The sequence below is a fragment of the Mucilaginibacter sp. UYP27 genome (assembly GCF_040547175.1).
GTDB lineage: Bacteria > Bacteroidota > Bacteroidia > Sphingobacteriales > Sphingobacteriaceae > Mucilaginibacter.
In genome coordinates this window covers 94,101-112,173 of the sequence record NZ_JBEPPE010000005.1, presented here as the reverse complement: position 1 = coordinate 112,173, position 18,073 = coordinate 94,101, and the positions used below count along the sequence as shown (strand labels likewise).

20 protein-coding genes are annotated in these 18,073 nt (G+C 45.7%); 10 read left to right on the top strand and 10 right to left on the bottom strand.

Features of this window, described 5'->3' with window-relative positions:
• Window positions 1–40 precede the first annotated feature (40 nt).
• The 4 genes from ABIB39_RS16475 (at window position 41) to ABIB39_RS16460 (ending at window position 3,933) form a co-directional block, all read left to right on the top strand.
• Window positions 41–1,105, top strand: a complete 1,065-nt coding sequence (locus ABIB39_RS16475) for a M20 family metallo-hydrolase (protein WP_354431266.1) — start codon at window positions 41–43, stop codon at window positions 1,103–1,105.
• Between the two features lie 410 nt (window positions 1,106–1,515).
• Entirely contained in the window at window positions 1,516–2,850 is a 1,335-nt protein-coding gene (gene argH / locus ABIB39_RS16470; RefSeq protein ID WP_354431265.1) for an argininosuccinate lyase, read from the top strand.
• 94 nt (window positions 2,851–2,944) lie between these two features.
• A complete protein-coding gene (locus tag ABIB39_RS16465; RefSeq protein ID WP_354431264.1) occupies window positions 2,945–3,145 on the top strand; it encodes a YwbE family protein in 201 nt (66 codons plus the stop codon).
• Between the two features lie 98 nt (window positions 3,146–3,243).
• Window positions 3,244–3,933, top strand: coding sequence for a DUF1345 domain-containing protein (locus ABIB39_RS16460; RefSeq protein ID WP_354431263.1), 690 nt, complete (start codon window positions 3,244–3,246; stop codon window positions 3,931–3,933).
• A gap of 125 nt (window positions 3,934–4,058) precedes the next feature.
• On the opposite strand, the gene ABIB39_RS16455 is transcribed toward ABIB39_RS16460, so the two are convergent.
• Window positions 4,059–5,366 (bottom strand): MFS transporter, encoded by a 1,308-nt coding sequence (locus tag ABIB39_RS16455; protein WP_354431262.1) that lies wholly within the window; start codon window positions 5,364–5,366, stop codon window positions 4,059–4,061.
• 148 nt (window positions 5,367–5,514) lie between these two features.
• On the opposite strand from ABIB39_RS16455, the gene ABIB39_RS16450 reads away from it, so the two are divergent.
• Genes ABIB39_RS16450 through ABIB39_RS16440 form a run of 3 tightly spaced genes read left to right on the top strand, consistent with a single transcriptional unit; the run spans window position 5,515 to window position 7,504 of the window.
• Complete coding sequence (locus tag ABIB39_RS16450; RefSeq protein ID WP_354431261.1) at window positions 5,515–5,946, top strand: DUF1801 domain-containing protein; 432 nt, start codon at window positions 5,515–5,517, stop codon at window positions 5,944–5,946.
• 48 nt (window positions 5,947–5,994) lie between these two features.
• A complete protein-coding gene (locus ABIB39_RS16445) occupies window positions 5,995–7,281 on the top strand; it encodes a DUF2851 family protein (protein ID WP_354431260.1) in 1,287 nt (428 codons plus the stop codon).
• A gap of 1 nt (window position 7,282) precedes the next feature.
• The gene (locus ABIB39_RS16440) at window positions 7,283–7,504 is read left to right on the top strand and encodes a PspC domain-containing protein (protein ID WP_067063748.1); all 222 of its coding nucleotides are present in this window, start codon (window positions 7,283–7,285) and stop codon (window positions 7,502–7,504) included.
• 92 nt (window positions 7,505–7,596) lie between these two features.
• On the opposite strand, the gene ABIB39_RS16435 is transcribed toward ABIB39_RS16440, so the two are convergent.
• The 7 genes from ABIB39_RS16435 to ABIB39_RS16405 form a co-directional block, all read right to left on the bottom strand.
• Window positions 7,597–8,511, bottom strand: coding sequence for a DUF72 domain-containing protein (locus tag ABIB39_RS16435; RefSeq protein ID WP_354431259.1), 915 nt, complete (start codon window positions 8,509–8,511; stop codon window positions 7,597–7,599).
• Window positions 8,512–8,653: 142 nt separating this feature from the next.
• Complete coding sequence (locus tag ABIB39_RS16430; RefSeq protein ID WP_354431258.1) at window positions 8,654–9,415, bottom strand: SDR family NAD(P)-dependent oxidoreductase; 762 nt, start codon at window positions 9,413–9,415, stop codon at window positions 8,654–8,656.
• A 606-nt stretch (window positions 9,416–10,021) separates the two neighbouring features.
• Complete coding sequence (locus ABIB39_RS16425; RefSeq protein ID WP_354431257.1) at window positions 10,022–10,426, bottom strand: helix-turn-helix domain-containing protein; 405 nt, start codon at window positions 10,424–10,426, stop codon at window positions 10,022–10,024.
• A gap of 67 nt (window positions 10,427–10,493) precedes the next feature.
• Window positions 10,494–12,107, bottom strand: coding sequence for an amidase (locus tag ABIB39_RS16420; RefSeq protein WP_354431256.1), 1,614 nt, complete (start codon window positions 12,105–12,107; stop codon window positions 10,494–10,496).
• Between the two features lie 48 nt (window positions 12,108–12,155).
• Complete coding sequence (locus ABIB39_RS16415; RefSeq protein WP_354431255.1) at window positions 12,156–12,638, bottom strand: hypothetical protein; 483 nt, start codon at window positions 12,636–12,638, stop codon at window positions 12,156–12,158.
• Between the two features lie 91 nt (window positions 12,639–12,729).
• The gene (locus ABIB39_RS16410; protein ID WP_354431253.1) at window positions 12,730–13,233 is read right to left on the bottom strand and encodes a hypothetical protein; all 504 of its coding nucleotides are present in this window, start codon (window positions 13,231–13,233) and stop codon (window positions 12,730–12,732) included.
• Complete coding sequence (locus tag ABIB39_RS16405; protein ID WP_354431251.1) at window positions 13,212–14,570, bottom strand: alkaline phosphatase family protein; 1,359 nt, start codon at window positions 14,568–14,570, stop codon at window positions 13,212–13,214. The genes ABIB39_RS16410 and ABIB39_RS16405 overlap by 22 nt, the downstream gene beginning before the upstream one ends.
• 111 nt (window positions 14,571–14,681) lie before the next feature.
• Here ABIB39_RS16405 and ABIB39_RS16400 point away from each other — a divergent pair, with 111 nt between their 5' ends.
• Entirely contained in the window at window positions 14,682–15,164 is a 483-nt protein-coding gene (locus ABIB39_RS16400) for a hypothetical protein (protein WP_354431250.1), read from the top strand.
• Between the two features lie 97 nt (window positions 15,165–15,261).
• On the opposite strand, the gene ABIB39_RS16395 is transcribed toward ABIB39_RS16400, so the two are convergent.
• Window positions 15,262–16,023 (bottom strand): MBL fold metallo-hydrolase, encoded by a 762-nt coding sequence (locus tag ABIB39_RS16395; RefSeq protein WP_354431249.1) that lies wholly within the window; start codon window positions 16,021–16,023, stop codon window positions 15,262–15,264.
• Window positions 16,020–16,319, bottom strand: a complete 300-nt coding sequence (locus ABIB39_RS16390; RefSeq protein ID WP_354431247.1) for a hypothetical protein — start codon at window positions 16,317–16,319, stop codon at window positions 16,020–16,022. The genes ABIB39_RS16395 and ABIB39_RS16390 overlap by 4 nt, the downstream gene beginning before the upstream one ends.
• 157 nt (window positions 16,320–16,476) lie before the next feature.
• On the opposite strand from ABIB39_RS16390, the gene ABIB39_RS16385 reads away from it, so the two are divergent.
• Window positions 16,477–17,610, top strand: a complete 1,134-nt coding sequence (locus ABIB39_RS16385; RefSeq protein WP_354431246.1) for an acyltransferase family protein — start codon at window positions 16,477–16,479, stop codon at window positions 17,608–17,610.
• 113 nt (window positions 17,611–17,723) lie between these two features.
• Window positions 17,724–18,020, top strand: a complete 297-nt coding sequence (locus ABIB39_RS16380) for a GIY-YIG nuclease family protein (protein WP_354431245.1) — start codon at window positions 17,724–17,726, stop codon at window positions 18,018–18,020.
• Window positions 18,021–18,073: the final 53 nt, after the last annotated feature.

Below are 18,073 nucleotides of genomic sequence, written 5' to 3'. Positions count from 1 at the left end.
ACTTTTGCCATTCAAATTTGTGTAAACATCCGCAATACTTATGGCCGATATATCAGCATTATCGCAACTGGCATTACAACTGCTACAGCAATTGATCTCGATACAATCTTTCAGCAAAGAAGAAGACCGCACCGCCGATCTGATAGACCAAACCTTACAAACACACGGCGTTAAAACGCACCGCAAGCTTAATAACATCTGGGCATGGAACAAGCACTTTGATGCCGCCAAGCCAACCATCCTGCTCAACTCACACCACGATACCGTTAAACCTAACAGTGGCTACACCCGCGACCCTTACGACGCTAAGATCGAAGACGGCAAACTGTTTGGGCTGGGCAGTAACGATGCCGGCGGTTGCCTGGTATCGCTGATAGCGGTGTTCCTTTATTACCACGAGCAGAAAAACCTTAAATACAACTTTTGTTTAGCCACCACCGCCGAAGAAGAGATCTCGGGTGTAAACGGGTTGGAACTGATTATTCCCGACCTTGGCGAACTGAGTTTCGGCATAGTAGGCGAACCCACCTTGATGGACCTTGCCATTGCCGAACGCGGCCTGATGGTATTGGATTGCACGGCTTATGGTAAAGCAGGCCACGCCGCCCGCGAGGAGGGTGACAACGCCATATACAAAGCTCTTGCCGATATAGAGTGGTTCCGCAACTTTAAATTCCCAAAGGAATCTGAAGTATTTGGGCCGATAAAAATGTCGGTAACCATTATCAACGCCGGTTCGCAGCATAACGTGGTGCCCGCCACTTGCACTTTTACGGTAGATGTTAGGGTGACCGATGCTTACCGCAATGAGGAAGTGTTGGAGATCATCCGGCAACACGTAACCTGTGAAGTAAAACCCCGCAGCATCCGCCTAAAGCCATCATCGATAGATAAAAATCATCCGTTCGTTCAGTCGGGAATCTCCTTTGGCCGCAAAACCTACGGTTCGCCCACCACGTCAGATCAATCCCTGCTGGATATCTCATCTATCAAAATTGGCCCTGGTGATTCTGCTCGTTCGCACATGGCCGATGAGTTTATTTACGTAGAAGAAATAGGCGAGGGGATAGATCTGTATATCGAAATGCTGAACAGGATTCTTTAAAAAGCCGTCATTGCGAGGTACGAAGCAATCTCTTTAGGAAAATTATATACTCTGTCATTTCGAAGGAGGTACGATGAGAAATCTTATTGGAGGAGATTAGTTCTTCGTTAGGAATGGCAGTGTGCTTTATGAATCGTTGGTGGATGTCACTTTCTTTTCTCTCAAAAGAAAGTAACCAAAGAAAAGTCGCGACTTGGTAACACCCTATTTAAGTTAGTGCTTTATCAGTACTCGTGCTACCCGTGTGTTACGCTATGTCGCAGTTTTAGCACATTGTCAGGTTTGTCGGTCTCGTTTTTTTTGCTAATTCGTTAATTCATTTAATTCAAGTTCAGACAAAATCCTATAAATCGAATTAATCTGTGTAATCCCGGTTTAAGACAAAACGCATTTAATTCTATATTTGTGCCATGAGTAAACTTTGGCAGAAGACCACAAACGTTGATAAGCTGGTAGAAAATTTTACTGTTGGCCGCGACCGCGAGTTGGACAGGCAAATGGCTGCTTTTGATGTGCTTGGGTCGCTTGCCCATACCAAAATGCTCGAATCTATAGGCCTGATGGATGCCGCCGACCTTATACTGGTGCAGCAGGAACTGAAAGCCATTTATACGGAGATAGAGAACAATAATTTCGAGATAGAACCCGACGTAGAAGACGTGCACTCGCAGGTAGAGATGTTGCTTACCCGCCGTATAGGGGAGGCTGGCAAAAAGATCCATAGCGGCCGTTCCCGTAACGACCAGGTGCTGGTAGATCTGAAACTATTCTTCCGCCACCAGCTGCAACAGGTAGTTGCCGAAACCGATACTCTTTTTCGCCAGTTGATCCAGTTAAGCGATCAACATAAAGAGGTGCTTTTACCGGGTTATACGCACCTGCAGGTAGCTATGCCATCGTCCTTCGGGTTGTGGTTTGGCGCTTACGCGGAGGGATTGGTTGACGACCTGGAAATGGTTTTAGCCGCATGGAAGATCACTAATAAAAATCCATTAGGCTCTGCTGCCGGCTATGGTTCGTCGTTCCCGCTCAACAGGACGATGACCACCAACCTGCTTGGTTTCGAAAGCCTGAACCACAACGTGGTGTACGCGCAAATGGGCCGTGGTAAAACCGAGCGCGTTATAGCGCAGGCTTTATCATCTATATCCGCAACCTTAGCCAAAATGGCAATGGACCAATGTTTATACCTGAGCCAGAACTTCGCGTTTGTGAGCTACCCGGAAAATCTGACCACGGGCAGCAGCATTATGCCGCATAAAAAAAACCCGGATGTTTGGGAGATAATGCGCGGCAAATGTAACCGCCTGCAAGCGCTGCCAAACGATATTGCCCTGATGACTACTAACCTGCCATCGGGTTACCACCGCGAACTGCAACTGCTGAAAGAATTGCTGTTCCCGGCTTTTACCGATTTGATAGACTGCCTGCAAATGGCAACCTTTATGCTGCAGAACATCAGCGTAAATAAAAATATACTCGACGACCCTAAATACACCTACCTGTTTAGCGTGGAAGAGGTAAATAAGTCTGTGCTGAATGGCACACCGTTTCGCGATGCATACAAGCAAATAGGGCTGGATATCGAGGCGGGCAACTTTAACCCCGATAAAACTGTTAACCACACCCACGAAGGCAGCATAGGCAACCTGCAAAACAAAGAGATAACCGAAGCCATGGACAAAGTGATAAGTAGTTTCGACTTTAAAAAGGTTGAGGACGCGATTAGTTGGTTGGTTAAGTAAGTTTTGAGTTGAAAGTATAAAGTCGAAACTATTTCATCTTGACGAATAAAAAATCAGCGTCATTATAACAAAATTAGTGTAATCATCAATAATCATGAGCGGCCAAAACCGAAGCGACATCTATCCCGGACTTGAAGTAGACATCATCCTAAAAAAAGACCAGCGAAGCGGCAAGCTAACCCGCGGCGTGGTGAAGGATCTGTTAACCAGCTCCACTTACCATTCGCGTGGCATAAAAGTGCGCCTGGAAGACGGGCAGGTAGGCCGTGTGGCAGAGATTGTTGAGGAAGATTGATGCTTCGCAGCCTATAGATCATAATTAACGGTAAATAGCCGGAACGCAGCTACCATGATCTTCTAACTACAAACCATTAACTAAATACCATCAACGAAGTGCAACACGTAACCGAACCGAAAAAGAATTTACTGCTGCGCCTGGATGCGCATTACAGGCTGTATTTATCGCTCCTGATAGGAGCCGTGGTGTTTTATCTTGCCAGGCACAATCCATCCGTACCGGCCGTTACGCTAATAACGTGGATTGCGGTTGCATCAAGCATTATCATATTGGATTGGGTAACCATTTTATGGGCACATCCGAAGGATATCCGTAAAGTTGCCAGCCTGGAAGATAGCAGCCGGGTAATGATATTTGTATTTGTAATGGCCGCTTCGCTGGTAAGTTTGGTGGCGATGTTGTTGCTGCTAAAATCGGCCAAAGGTGCTTCAGACGATACCGTTGCCGGTTATATTTTACTGGCAATGACGGCCGTGGTTATTTCGTGGTGGTTAGTGCATACCGTATTTACCATGCGCTACGCGCATCTGTATTACACCACCGATAAAGGTAAAAAAACACCGCTCGGCGGGCTGGAGTTTCCCGGCGATGATAAAGAACCGGACTACCTCGACTTTGTATATTTTTCCTTTGTAGTGGGGATGACATTCCAGGTATCAGATGTGGAGATCTCATCCAAGCATATCCGCCGCCTTGCCTGGGCGCATGGGCTTATCGCGTTCGCATTTAACACAGCCATAGTAGCGTTAAGCATCAATGTGATCTCAGGATTGGTGTCGAAATAGGAGCCTCTCCCCAGCCCTCTCCGAAGGAGAGGGGGTTATCAATTAGTTTAAATTCTCGCCTTCCGGCGGAGATTATTCACAAGTTTTTTTGTTGGGTGTTCATGAGGGCTACGCCGTTTAAGGGGCTATTCTTCTTCTATTTTTGAGTGTTTCTTGGTGTCGTTCATGGTAGTGTAAACCACCAGCGAAACCACTATACAACCCGTAACGTACCAAAAAAACCAATTCTCGTGGCCTGCTTCCTTAAACTTTAGCGCGATATACTCGGCAGAGCCGCCGAATATGGAAACCGCGATAGCATAAGGGAAACCCACACCCAAAGCACGGATATGCGCCGGGAAAAGTTCTGCCTTTACCACGGCGTTTATTGCCGTATAATTACTCACCACAAGCAAAGCAAACATGATGAGCCCGAATGCGACCCAAAAGTTATGCGTCGCGCTTAAATAGGTTAGCAGCGGGATGGTGGTTAATGTGCCTAAAACGCCAAATGCGGTTAGCATCGGCTTGCGGCCTATCTTGTCAGACACAAAACCATAAAGCGGCTGTATCAGCATAAAAACAAAAAGGGTGAGGCTGGATATCAGGGTCGCTTCGTTTTTGCTGAAGCCGTTGGTGTTCACCAGAAATTTTTGCATATAGGTAGTAAATGTATAAAAGGCAACCGTGCCGCCCATGGTAAGGCCAATAACCGTTAGGATAGCTTTCGGGTGCTCGGCCAGTGCACGTAAAGATCCGCGCGCGTGTTTGCTTGGATTTTCTTGGTTTTTATTCAGCGTTGCCGATTCCTGCAAGCTACGCCGCAAATACATCACAATAATGGCAAGCGCCGCCCCAATGCCAAACGGGATGCGCCACCCCCAGGAATGCAGCTGTTCTTCGGTCAGGAAGGCGCGTTGTAGCAATATCAGCACCCCAAGGGCAATCAGTTGGCCCATAATAAGGGTAACGTATTGGAAACTTGAATAAAAACCACGGTCCTTTTTAGTAGCCATTTCGCTGAGGTAGGTGGCACTTGTACCATACTCGCCCCCAACGCTAAGCCCCTGGATAATACGGGCCAGCACAAGTAAAATAGGCGCGGCAATACCGATAGATTTATAGCTTGGCGTAATGGCGATGATCAACGAGCCGGCACTCATCAGCAACACCGAAAAAGTAAGTGCTTTTTTACGCCCGCGTTTATCTGCATAAGTACCCATTAGCCAACCGCCGATAGGGCGCATTAAAAAACCAATGGCAAAAATGCCGGCAGTATTTAATAGCTGTGCGGTGAGGTCACCCTTGGGGAAAAACGACCCGGCAAAGTAAAGCGAGAATGCCGAATAAACATACCAATCATACCATTCAACCAGGTTCCCTAACGAGCCACCAACAATTGACCATACACGGCTTTGGGTTGTTTGTGGTTCGGGCATAGTATTGGTGTTCATATTAGGTTGGTTTATGCCGCAAGATAATCAAATTATTTACCGCGGATAATAAAGCGTGGAGCGGATATTGGCCTCTTTTTAAATTAGTTTACAACCAAAAATAAAACGAAATTTGATAAGCGATTTAAACCCATCAAATTATATTCATATGAGCATAGCGGAAAAGATCCGGGAATATCTTAACAGCCAGCCCGAACCAAAACGTAGGGATATGGAGGCGATACATACGCGCATACTGCAAGCATTGCCGGGATGTAAACTATGGTTTTTGGACGGTAAGGACAGCGAAAATAAAACGGTTAGCAACCCCAACATAGGATACGGGTTTTACACTATGAAGTACGCTAATGGAACCTCCCGCGAGTTCTACCAGATTGGCATGAGTGCCAACACAACCGGCATTTCCATCTATATTTTGGGTATAGAGGATAAAGCATACTTAGCCCAAAAGTATGGTAATACACTTGGCAAGGCAAGCGTAAGCGGGTACTGCATAAAATTTAAAGCGTTAAAAGATATAAATGTTGATGTGCTTGAAGATGCTATACGCTATGGAGTTGAGGTAACAACCGAAAAATAATTTAATATCTTTATATTCATGTCCTCGATTTCTTAACTATCTTAACCCATGCTTTTTACCGAAGATTTTCTCCATTACATCTGGAAGTTTCGCCTGTTCGACAGGATGGACTTGCGGACTACCGAGGGTGAAGAACTGGAGATCTATTCGGTAGGGATGCATAACTCAAATGCGGGGCCCGACTTTCAGAACGCGCGCATCCGCATAGGCGAAACAACCTGGGCAGGAAACGCGGAATTGCACATCTCCTCGTCAGAATGGAAACGCCATGGCCATACTACAGATGGCGCTTACGATAATGTTATCATCCACGTAGTTTACCGCGATGACGAGCCACTGTTTCGTACCGATGGCCGCCGCGTACCTACGCTGGAACTGAACGGCCGCATTTCGCCCGAGCTTTATAATCGCTACCATAACCTCGTATTCGGCAACCAAACCATTATCCCCTGCGAGGGTACCATAGCCACCGTAGATGGCCTTACTATGCAAAACTGGCTGACCCGAATTTTAGTGGAGCGGTTGGAAAAGCGATCGGAAGCTGTTGTTGCCGCGCTACAGATCAACAAGGGCGATTGGGAAGAAACCTTTTATCAGTTTTTGGCTGCCAACTTTGGCTTTAAAACCAACGCCCTGCCGTTCGAGCTAATGGCGAAATCCTTACCGCAAAGCATCCTGGCAAAAAACAAAAATAATGCGATGCAAATAGAGGCGCTGATCTTCGGGCAGGCGGGTTTTTTGAAAGATGACCTGCAGGGCGATTATCCGCGTATGCTCAAAAAAGAATACGATTACCTCGCTAAAAAATACACTTTGCAACCCATCGAAAACCACCTGTGGAAATTTCTGCGGATGCGGCCGCAAAATTTTCCTACCATTCGGCTGGCGCAATTCGCGGCATTGGTGGTGCAATCAAATCACTTGTTCTCGAAAACATTGGAGATCCGCGAGGTGAAAGACCTGCGCGAGCTGTTCAATAATACCCACATAAACCAGTACTGGGAAACCCACTACAGGTTCGATAAAGAGAGCAAACCCGCAGGCAAAACTTTGGGGGCGGGGTCTGTAGATACCATTCTGTTAAATACCGTGGTGCTCTTCCTGTTCAGTTATGGCAGGCATATGAAATTGCAGCACTTTGTAAGCCGGGCATTAAAATTGCTGGAGAGTATCCCGGCGGAGCAAAATAATATTACCGCAGATTTTGCTAACTTAGGTGTGAATATTAAAACAGCGTTTGAATCGCAGGCCCTGCTGGAACTTAAAAATACCTATTGCGATTATAAGAAATGCCTGCAATGCGGCGTTGGTATTAAAATATTAAAACCCAACTGATATGTTACAACGGATCATCACCTTTTTTGAGCGCTACTCCTTTGGGGTATGCACCTACCTGGGCGAGCGTTTTAATATTTCTATCGCCAAGATCAGGTTGTTCTTCATCTACTCATCATTTCTGGCGGTGGGTTTCCCGCTCATTTTCTACTTTTTTGCCGGCATCGTTTTAGATATCCGCAACTTTGTAAAGCGCAAACGCACAAGGGCTTTAGATATGTAATTCTTTTTGTCATCCTGAGCGATGATCTATTCTCCACCCGCGCAAGTTTAGCTTATCGTATGATACTTATGTGTAAACACATTTCAAGTTTTTTAAAATAACTCCGCTAGCTTATCAATAAACTGTGGTCGGTGAATCTTCATCCCCAATTTTTTATTTAACTTTTCAATTATATAATCGCATAACCTTGGCGAAAACTGCTCATCGTGCTGGTGCATAAAAAACCATACGGATTGCAAGCCTTGTTTTTCCCAATCGGCAATGCGTTCAACCCATTCATCGCAGCGGGCGTAATCGGTAGGGTGCAGGCCGTTGCCTACAAAGCGGATAAAGGCATGCGGGGTAGGCAGCGTCATGTGTACGCAATCGCGGCGGCCGGTAGCGTCTGTTATTATCGACCCGATATTCAGCCGCTTAAACAGGCTAAAAACAGCCTCGCGGTTCTCGGGCACGGCAAACCAATCCTTATGGCGGATCTCTACATAAACGGGCACATCTGTTGGCAAGTGCTCCAGGTAGGCGGTAAGTTCGGGCAGGCTTTTGGGTGTAAAATTATCGCTTAGCTGCAAAAATAATGGCCCCAGTTTATCACCGAAGGCCATAATGCCTTCATAATAGGTGGTGGTGATCTCGTCCGCGTTTTTTAACCTGCGGATATGGCTGATGCTCTGCGAAAATTTAGGGCAAAATTTAAAGTTGAGGTTGCTGTCGGCTTTTTGTTTCCACTTGGCAATGGTTTCTGCACTGTAAACCTGGTAAAAGGTGGCGTTAAGCTCGATGCAATCGAAATGCTTTACATATTCATCCAAAAAATTGGCATCCTTGGTTTTTGGCGGATAGATCTGGCCTACCCATTCCTTGCGGCCCCACTTGGCGCAGCCTACGTGCACTTGTAGCAGCTGGCTTTTATCTGCAGCCGCAAGCGTTTCGCGGGTAAAGGCAGGGTCGGGTGGCAGGGTAAAGTCTATTAGCGGTAATTCTTGTTCAGTAACGCGGCCAAATTCCATATTAATAATTTAGGGTAGCAAGATAAGCTATTAATACAATCAGCATAAAAATTGGTTTAACAAAAAAAGGCGGCGATCTAAACAGATCGCCGCCTTTTTATCAAATTGGAAGTTTACTTCCCGATAGCTATCGGGCCTCCAACTACAAAAACATCCCGCCTGATGCTTCGATGCGTTGCGCGTTTATCCAGCGGGCATCTTCGGTACAAAGGAAAGCGATAACACCGCCAATATCATCCGGCTGGCCCGGCCTGCCTAAGGCGGTTACCGATGAAATAAATTCATGCATCTGCGGGTGACTGTCGAACGCGCGTTTGGTAAAGTCGGTTTCTACAATGCCCGGCGCCACCAGGTTAGCCGCAATACCGCGACTGCCCAATTCTTTCGCCAGATACTTGGTGAATACCTCTATAGCGCCCTTCATTGATGCGTATGCCGCGTAACCCGGCGTGGCGAAACGTGTAAGCCCGGTAGAGATATTGATAATGCGGCCACCATCGGCAATAGTAGTCAACAAGGTTTGCGTTAAAAAGTAAACGCCTTTAAAGTGAACGTTAAACAAGTTATCAAAATCCTCTTCGGTAGTTTGCGCAAAGGGTGATGCAGCATCTATACCGGCGTTGTTTACCAAAAAATCAAAGCTTTCCCTGCCCCATTTTTCTTTTAAAACAGCAGTTAGCTGCTCTTTAAAATCGGTAAAGCTGCTTACTTTTGATGTGTCGAGCTGTAAAGCCGCGGCGGTTTGTCCCGCTAGCTCAATTTGATTCACCACTTCATCGGCCTCCTCTTTTTTACTGCGATAGGTTACAATTACGTCGATACCTTTGCCGGCCAGTTTTAGCGCGGCGTTTTTACCAAGGCCCCTGCTTCCGCCTGTTATTAATGCTATTTTATTTGTGCTCATTTTGTTATGTGTTTTAATACACTACAAAGGTGCGGGCAAAACGTTGCTAAAAAATGGTGACAGGTTCAGATAAAATGGTGACAGGTACAGTATTTTGATGAGTACTGGAGATTTAACCACGAAGAGAGAACCACATAGTTATCTCAATTCTACTCTGTGAAAACTCCGTTAACTATATGGTGAACAGTTCTCTGTTGGGGCGTTCGTACTAAAATTAACGTCATTCCGCTCATTCGCCGCGGATGGCTATTACTTTGTCTTGATACAAAGTAATCAAAAATCAAGACAAAAAAATCCTTCCCCGCATAGGCCTTTGCCCATCGGCCCCGGTTTTTTGTCGGCCCCCCGCTCTTCGACACCAAACATAAGTAGCAAAGGCATTTAATGAATTGTCATCCGAGCCTGATGAACAGAACGATAACCAAAACTGCGACATAGCGTAACACACGGGTAGCACTACAACTGATAAAGCACTAACTTAAACAGGGTGTTACCAAGTCGCGACTTTTCTTTGGTTCGTTTCTTTTGGGAGAAAAGAAATGAACATCCATAGCCCCTAAACTTCGAAACTGCCATTCCTAACGAAGAACTAATTAACGACTTGAACTATAGATTGCTGCCGTTCTTAACCACCTCGTCAAACACTTTTTCCTTATATTCCTTTGGCGTAATGCCTTCAAATCGTTTAAAAAATTTGGTAAAGTTGGATGCATCAAACGTAAGCTTAAAGGCTATTTGTTTGATGGGGATATTTTGCTGCAACATACCTTTAGCAAGCAGCATAATCTTTTCCTCGAAATAAAAGCATGGCGATTTGCCCGTGGTTTGCTTGATGGTATTGGTTAAGTGGGTGGGGTGGATGTGCAGTATCCCCGCAATATCCCGGATCTCGAACATCTCGGTAACCCGCTCCTGCATCACATCGTCGAGGTGCTTGTCAACTTCTTTTATAAAGTCGGCAAAGATCTCGTGACGGCGGGTAAATATTTTCTTGGGGATGGGGGCGGGCATTATTTAGTTAGCAGTTTAGTTTGCGGTTGGCAGATAACCAAAGTTATTAATATGCGTGTTATTCGCGTTACGCAAACAAATCCTTCCTAAATTTTGGTGCAAGCCTTTTCTTAGATGCCTGCTCATATGCATAGGCCAGCTTTATCAATTCGCCCTCGGCCCACGCCGTGCCCACGAACGACAAGCCGATGGGCAGGTCATGCCAGGCACCCATGGGTACCGTAATATGCGGGTAACCTGCCATAGCAGCCGGGCCCGAAAAAGAGAAGCCGTTATCATAATCTCCATTGATAAGGTCGATGCACACGGCGAAACCGTTGGTAGGGGCGATCAAGGCGTCCAGTTTGTTTTCTTTTAGTAAACCGTCAATTGCCTGCCTGCTGATGGTAGTGGTTTTGGCAACGGCATCCAGGTATTCCGGGCTGTTAAGGTCGCCTTTGGTCTGCGCCAATTCGGCTGTTTCCTGTTTAAAGAACGGCATGGCTTTATCTTCGTTTTGCTTGTTGTAGGCAATAACATCTGCAAGGGATTTCATTTTGGAATTTGCCTTGCTTAGGTAGCGGTTAAGGCCATCCTTAAACTCGTAAAGCAATACCGTAAACTCCGCGCCTTCTATAGGTTTTAAACGGCTATCCAGGTCAACCTCCACAACTTCGGCACCTTGTTTTTTTAGGGTTTCTATAGCGGCTTTGAGTAACTTATCTGTAGCAGGCTGCAGTTTTTCAACCTTAACCAACCCAAGACGTTTGCCTTTTAATCCGTTTACGTCGAGGTATTTGCTATAATCTTTTTCTTGTTTGCTTTTCAGGGTGGCATCGTCTGCAGCATCGGTGCCCGCAATAACGCCAAGCATCAGGGCCGCGTCTTTAACCGTACGTGCCATTGGGCCGGCGGTGTCCTGCGTTTTAGAGATGGGGATAATGCCGCTTCGGTTCCACAAGCCAACCGTTGGCTTAATGCCCACCAGGCCATTTACCGATGATGGAGACACGATAGAGCCATCCGTTTCGGTACCTATCGCGATAGCGCAAAGGTTAGCCGCCGTTGCAGAGCCCGACCCTGCGCTTGAGCCACTTGGGTTCCTGTCCAGCACATATGGGTTTTTGGTTTGCAAGCCCCTGCTGCTCCAGCCGCTGGTAGATCGCGTAGAACGGAAATTTGCCCATTCGCTCAGGTTGGTTTTGCCCAAAATCACTGCGCCTGCTTCGCGCAGTTTGTGTACGATGAAGGCGTCCTGTTTAGCAAAGTTATCTGCCAAAGCTAATGAGCCTGCCGTGGTATGCATGTTATCGCCGGTATCAATATTGTCTTTGATGAGCACGGGTATGCCATGTAAAGGGCCGCGTAATTTTTTGGCCTTGCGCTCTTTGTCCATGTTGTCGGCCATATCCAGGGCGCTTTTATTCAGTTCGATAACGGCATTTATTTTCGGGCCGTTCTTGTCAATCGCGTCTATCCTTTTTAAATACAGTTCGGTGATGGAGCGGGAGGTGTGCTTGCCATCGGCCATCAGTTTTTGCAACTGGTCGATAGTGGCTTGGTTCAACTCAAAATCATCTGTGAATGCATCATCAGCTTCATTGTTTTTAACTGCTGCTGATGGTTTGCATGATGCTGCAACCAGGGTAGAAATTGTTAGCCCGGCTAATGAACCTGTTTTTAAAAAGTTACGTCGTTGCATGGTGGAGATGTATGAATGAAATCCATCCCAATTTAGTAAAAATAGCGGTTAATCGGCAAAGAATAGCGGTTTACCGGCAGGCGGGATGCGCAGGTCGGCATTATAGTTGGGGACAAGACGTTGCAATACTTCGGCAGGCATTTTGCCAACATCCATAAAAGTCCAGCTTTTACCTTTATCGTCGCTTAAGGCAAGCAAATACGTGCTGGTAAGATAGTGGCCATTAAATAACTGAAGCACAATTGTTTCGGGTACAAGGCAATGCAGCTGGGTGCCGGCTTTTATGATAGGGCCGGGCGCGCCTACAGATCCTGAAAACGTCATCACCCCTTGTTTTTTAAGGGCGGCAATGCGTTCATCCATTAACTTTTGCAAACTATCCCTGCCACCCGAGTATGCGATAAGCTGCGGGTAGGTAAGGTCAATAACCGTTTTATAATCGCCGTTAAAACTGGCTTTTGCAAAGCGGTTGGCTTGTCGTTTTACGGCGACGGTATCCTGCGCAAATGCCCATACTGGGATCAGAAACAAAAAAACAATATATCGCTTAAAACAGGGCATTGAATAAATGGGCGCGTAAGTTAATATGATTGAGAACGTATTTGCCAATCAATAATTGCTGTTACAGTTTTACCGGCACCTCTGGCTTAGGAATAATAAGGTTACTGTTGAAATTGGGAAACAGCGTTTTTACTGAGCCCATGGTACCCTGGTTCATATCTAAAAAGCTCCACGTTTTACCGCCATCGCTGCTAACGCAAAGCAGGTTACTCTTAGTAGCAAAACGCCCCTGCGATGTTTTCATCACTAAAGACTCGGGCACAAGGCAATGGATCTCGGTACCCGCTTTGTAGAATTTACCCGGTGTGCCAATACTTACTTTTTCAAAGGCGAAGCCCTGGCTTTTCATCTGGTTAATGCCCGCTGTCATCATCTGCAGCATTTTTGCTTTACCGCCACCCATAGCTACCGCTTTTGGATAGGTATGGTCTAAAACGGTTTTGAAATCGCTTTTTAGCAATGCGTTGGCAACAACTGTAGCCTGTTGTTTTACAACAGCCGGGTTTTGCGCAAAAACAGAAACAGGTAATACAAGCAGTACTATTAATTTAAGGGATAGCTCCATTTTTTCGTTTTGTATTTATTTGTTTTGGTACTTAAGAGGGATACGCCGCTCTTTTTAGTCGTTTTTTTGATCAGGACCTTATTGGCCAATTGATTTGTACCGTCAATTTTGTCGGTATGTTTAATGCCCAATATCTCACTAATTAAATTAAAAACCGAAACATTTTCAAAAGGGCTTACAACCAAATGCTTTTTAAAGGCCGGCCCCCAGGCAATAAAGCTGGCACGCATATCTGCCACAACGGTGGGGTCGTAGCCGTGCCATCCGGGGTTGAGGGCTTTTTTGCTGTTCCAAAGGTTAAACACTTTTGGGGCGCGTGGTATCAGCAATATGTCGCCAATGTGGTTGTGCCAATCGTCGGCAGTGCCGTAATGCATGTGGGCGGGTACGTTGGTTTTAAGATAGACGTCGTAATTCTTTGCTTCTTTTTTAAGTTCGTCATAAGTGCTTTGGATGTCTGCTTTATTCTTTTTAGCGTAAAGCTCTACCAAAATGCCATCGCCTGAGATTGCAAATTTTGAGGTGTCTATAGCGGCGGGGATGCCGATAGGGTTAAGGTTGTCTACCCGCGTCATGCCATGGTCTGATACAAATACGAAGTTTACATTTTTTAACCCCGTAGTTTTTACCGCCTTTTGCAATTCGTTAACCGTAGAGTCTACAAAGTGTACTTCCTGCTCTGCCTCGGGCGAAACAGGGCCGTTTAAATGTGCGGCATGGTCTACTTGGGGCAGGTAAAAAGTGATGAGGTGCGGGCGTTCTGCAGGTGGAAGCCTCAACCAGTCTACAACGGCGGTAATGCGGTTATGTATGTCAATCTTTTCGTTGTAGATATAGTAATAGGTAGGGCGCACACCCTGTATAGCCGCTTCCGACGCTATCCAGTAAAAGCTGGCCGAAAGCATTTTTTGCTGCTCGGCACGTACCCAAAGCGGTGCGCCGCCATACCAGCTGCTATCGGCAACCTTGGCTTTATTGCTCATGGCGTATTTTTCCCTGCGGGCAAGGTCATAATAGGTATTGTTAACCAAACCCGAGTGCGAGGGATACAGGCCGCTGATGATGGCATAATGGTTGGGAAATGTAACCGATGGATAAGAGGGCATCATGTAAGGTGTGCTTATGCCTTCGCTTGCCAAACGTTGCAAGTTTTGCGCTTTGTAGCGCTTGGCAAAATCATACCGGAAACCATCGGCAGAAATTAATATTACGTAAGGCTTATTTTGCTGCGCTACACTGTTTTTACGGTTGGGAATGATGTGTTGGGTGGTATCCTGGCTAAAGCCGCCATAGCAGATGGAAAGTAGCGCTATCAGTATAAAGCTGTATTTTTTCATGCTTATATTTAACGGGTAAAAATAACTTTTTAAGGTTAAGATAATTGTATGATAACGTTAATGTTGCAGTAGTAATGCTTCGGTAAAATTACTGTGCCATAACAACTGTGTATGTTAAAAAACCTACATTTATATATGGCGCAAAGCAGGGCATATATAACATTCGTAATTACAATGGCGCTGCTGGCTTGCAATACCCCCAAACGCAAGATCTACATCAGCGAGTGTGATTTGAATGTTCAGTTTAAAAAGGTAAGTTTTGCCCACCTGGTAGATAGCGTTAAGTATTACGATAAGCAAAACGTTGAGGTAACCGGCAAGTACATTGAAGGGAAAAATATATCGGCCCTGGTGAACGACAGCACCTTTACTGATCACGGCAACAGCCACTCGCTTTGGGTAAACTTTACGCAGGATTGCCCGCTGTACCTTGTGGGTAAGCACATTGGCTTATTTGAAACCGAGGATGGCGAATACAACAAACTGAATAACCGCAAAATGACTATCCGCGGCCGCGTAGAGATTGCGAAGAAAGGGCATAAAAACACTTACCGTGCAACCCTAAACCAAGTTAGTTACCTGGAGCTTGATTAGTGCGTAACGGTAGTTTACTGCTTTCTAAAAAAGTATTATCGCCTGTACGATGCAGGTGTTTTATAAATTAGATAGCCCAAATAAACAAACAGGGATGCTAAACTTCCAGCTTAAGCCCGTCATAAGCTAATTGGATGCCGGCGGGGAGTTCCTTGGATACATCGGCATGCTTACCTAAACGGTGGCTGATGTGGGTAAGGTAGGTTTGTTCGGCATTAATATCTCGGGCAAAGGCAATGGCCTCATCCAGGGTAAAGTGCGAGATATGCTTTTCTTTTTGCAGGGCGTTTATTACCAATGTTTTCGACCCGCGGATCTTGTCTTTCTCTACATCGGATAGCGTTTTGGCATCGGTGATATAGGTGAAATCTTTTATCCTGTAACCTTTAACCGGCAGCTTATAGTGCATCACCTCGATTGGGGTAAAGCGCACATCGCCAATATTAAAAGGCTCTAAATTAATAGTGTGGAGGTTAACCTGCGGGATGCCGGGATAGCCCTTACTGTCAAAAATATAAGGGAACTCGCGGCGCAGGGCCAGCTGTACGCGGTCATCGGCATACACGTCCATAGGCACCTGCTGCTTGTAGTTAAACGCGCGGATATCATCCATACCGGCAACATGGTCCTTATGCTCGTGGGTAAAAACAATGGCATCCAGGTGCATCACTTTTTCGCGCAGCATCTGATACCTAAAATCGGGCCCCGAATCTATGGCGATAACTTTCCCATCGCCCTCTATTAAAATAGAGGTACGCAACCGCTTATCGTGCTTATCGGTTGATAAGCAAACGGGGCAGGTGCAGGCTATAACGGGCACACCCTGCGAGGTTCCGGTTCCTAAAAAAGTTATGGTCACAGCTGCAATGTTGTTTGTTTAAGCTGATGCAAAAATGCAGCCTGTTTATCGTCTAACAAGTTATAATCTATCTCCAGCGTGCGGGCAAGCTCGGCCACCGCGGCTATTTTGCTCTCCAAGTTGGCAAATTTATTTACCACAATAACGCGGCTGCTTAGCAGCATACATGCACCTGTTTTAAAGTTCCCTTTCTCATACCTCACCCGGTAACCTGCCGATTTTAGCAGCAGCTCCAGTTTTTCGAGCGTATGGTTGGTTACGGTAAGCATCTTTTCAAAAATAGTAACATTTAACATTAAGGAGGTAAAATGTTGTAAATAGATATCAGCAGTATGACGAAAAATCACTTTTTAAATTTTTTTAATAAGATTTGTAGTTTGTTGAATTTCATTTTAATAATTTCCTATATTGGTGCGGTAAATCCCCCGTATTATTTAACCAAGTATACCCATTATGAGCCAAAAACCCGAACGGTTCCTGTCGCTGGATGTTTTCCGCGGACTAACCATTTGTTTTATGATCATCGTAAACACACCCGGCAGCGGCGCGCATCCTTTTGCACCGCTTGAACATGCGGCGTGGTTTGGTTTTACACCTACCGACCTGGTGTTCCCATCATTCCTTTTCGCGGTTGGTAACGCCATGAGCTTTACCATGAAAAAGTTTGATGGTTTAAGCACCGGCACCGTTTTGTACAGGATACTAAAACGCGGGCTACTCATATTTTTAATTGGCTACATTATGTATTGGTTCCCGTTTGTAGACCATGGCGCAAACGGATGGGCGTTGAGGCCTATAAGCGGTACACGTATTATGGGCGTGCTACAACGCATTGGCCTTTGCTATATTTTCGCATCCCTTATCATTTATTTTGTACGTAATAAAACGGCGGTTATTGTGTTAAGCGCGTTATTGCTTATAGGCTATCAAGTTATCCTGCTTGCCTTTGGCGACCCTGCCGCACCATACGCCATGCTTACCAACGCGGGTACTTACCTTGATAAATTCTTGTTGGGGGATGGTCACCTTTACCATGGCGAAGGCGTTGCCTTTGACCCCGAGGGGATATTGAGCACCTTGCCTGCCATTGTGAATGTTATTGTAGGTTACTATGCCGGTAAATTTATCCAGGAAAAAGGTAAAGGATATGAAACTATCGGCCGTTTGGCGTTGATGGGTTGCCTGTTCATCTTCATCGCCCTTACGTGGAACATGAGTTTCCCGATAGGTAAAAAGCTATGGAGCAGCCCTTTTACATTACTTACCACAGGCATAGATATGGTGATGATATCGGGGTTGATATACGTAGTGGAAGTACAGGCCTGGAATAAATACAACTGGACGTCTTTCTTCACCACCGTGGGTAAAAACCCGCTGGCCATTTATATCCTGTCGGAGATATTGGTTATCGCATTCTGGATGATCAGCATCGGCGACAAAAATCTTTACGCGTGGATAAACGATGTGTTTTACCAGAAAATAGCACCGGGCGCCATTGGCTCCCTGCTATTTGCCATCAGCTACATGCTGATATGCTGGAGTGTAGGTAAGGTGCTGGATAATAAGAAGATCTATATAAGGGTATAAAAAGTAGGAAAATAAATCCGTCATGCCGAATTTATTTCGGCATCTCTCAGGACAAGCGAATTTGCATGAGGGATGCTGAAACGAGTTGAACATGACATTAAAAAAAACCGGTCATGCCGAATTTATTTCGGCATCCCACAGGATCTAATACATACCGAACCACTTTCTACATCGGCGTAACCGCTGATCTGCGAGCACGTGTATGGCAACATGTGAATAATGAGGGCTCAGCTTTTGTAAAGAAATATAAACTATATGATCTTGTTTATTACGAATATTTTGAACGCATAACAGATGCGATAGCCCGTGAGAAACAATTAAAGAATTGGCATAGAGACTGGAAAATTAAGCTTATTCAATCTGTTAACCCCGATATGAAAGATTTAAAAGGCGACTTATTTGACGAATAAACCGTCATCCTGAACTTGTTTCAGGATCTCTCGGGACAGGTCGTAGCCATGCA

What these genes read in the sequence shown, in the direction of transcription:
- ABIB39_RS16475 (WP_354431266.1), top strand. Translation starts at nt 41, where the DNA reads ATGGCCGATATATCAGCATTATCGCAACTGGCATTACAACTGCTACAG.
- argH (WP_354431265.1), top strand. Translation starts at nt 1,516, where the DNA reads ATGAGTAAACTTTGGCAGAAGACCACAAACGTTGATAAGCTGGTAGAA.
- ABIB39_RS16465 (WP_354431264.1), top strand. Translation starts at nt 2,945, where the DNA reads ATGAGCGGCCAAAACCGAAGCGACATCTATCCCGGACTTGAAGTAGAC.
- ABIB39_RS16455 (WP_354431262.1), bottom strand. Translation starts at nt 5,366, where the DNA reads ATGAACACCAATACTATGCCCGAACCACAAACAACCCAAAGCCGTGTA.
- ABIB39_RS16450 (WP_354431261.1), top strand. Translation starts at nt 5,515, where the DNA reads ATGAGCATAGCGGAAAAGATCCGGGAATATCTTAACAGCCAGCCCGAA.
- ABIB39_RS16445 (WP_354431260.1), top strand. Translation starts at nt 5,995, where the DNA reads ATGCTTTTTACCGAAGATTTTCTCCATTACATCTGGAAGTTTCGCCTG.
- ABIB39_RS16440 (WP_067063748.1), top strand. Translation starts at nt 7,283, where the DNA reads ATGTTACAACGGATCATCACCTTTTTTGAGCGCTACTCCTTTGGGGTA.
- ABIB39_RS16435 (WP_354431259.1), bottom strand. Translation starts at nt 8,511, where the DNA reads ATGGAATTTGGCCGCGTTACTGAACAAGAATTACCGCTAATAGACTTT.
- ABIB39_RS16430 (WP_354431258.1), bottom strand. Translation starts at nt 9,415, where the DNA reads ATGAGCACAAATAAAATAGCATTAATAACAGGCGGAAGCAGGGGCCTT.
- ABIB39_RS16425 (WP_354431257.1), bottom strand. Translation starts at nt 10,426, where the DNA reads ATGCCCGCCCCCATCCCCAAGAAAATATTTACCCGCCGTCACGAGATC.
- ABIB39_RS16420 (WP_354431256.1), bottom strand. Translation starts at nt 12,107, where the DNA reads ATGCAACGACGTAACTTTTTAAAAACAGGTTCATTAGCCGGGCTAACA.
- ABIB39_RS16410 (WP_354431253.1), bottom strand. Translation starts at nt 13,233, where the DNA reads ATGGAGCTATCCCTTAAATTAATAGTACTGCTTGTATTACCTGTTTCT.
- ABIB39_RS16405 (WP_354431251.1), bottom strand. Translation starts at nt 14,570, where the DNA reads ATGAAAAAATACAGCTTTATACTGATAGCGCTACTTTCCATCTGCTAT.
- ABIB39_RS16400 (WP_354431250.1), top strand. Translation starts at nt 14,682, where the DNA reads ATGTTAAAAAACCTACATTTATATATGGCGCAAAGCAGGGCATATATA.
- ABIB39_RS16390 (WP_354431247.1), bottom strand. Translation starts at nt 16,319, where the DNA reads ATGTTAAATGTTACTATTTTTGAAAAGATGCTTACCGTAACCAACCAT.
- ABIB39_RS16385 (WP_354431246.1), top strand. Translation starts at nt 16,477, where the DNA reads ATGAGCCAAAAACCCGAACGGTTCCTGTCGCTGGATGTTTTCCGCGGA.
- ABIB39_RS16380 (WP_354431245.1), top strand. Translation starts at nt 17,724, where the DNA reads ATGCCGAATTTATTTCGGCATCCCACAGGATCTAATACATACCGAACC.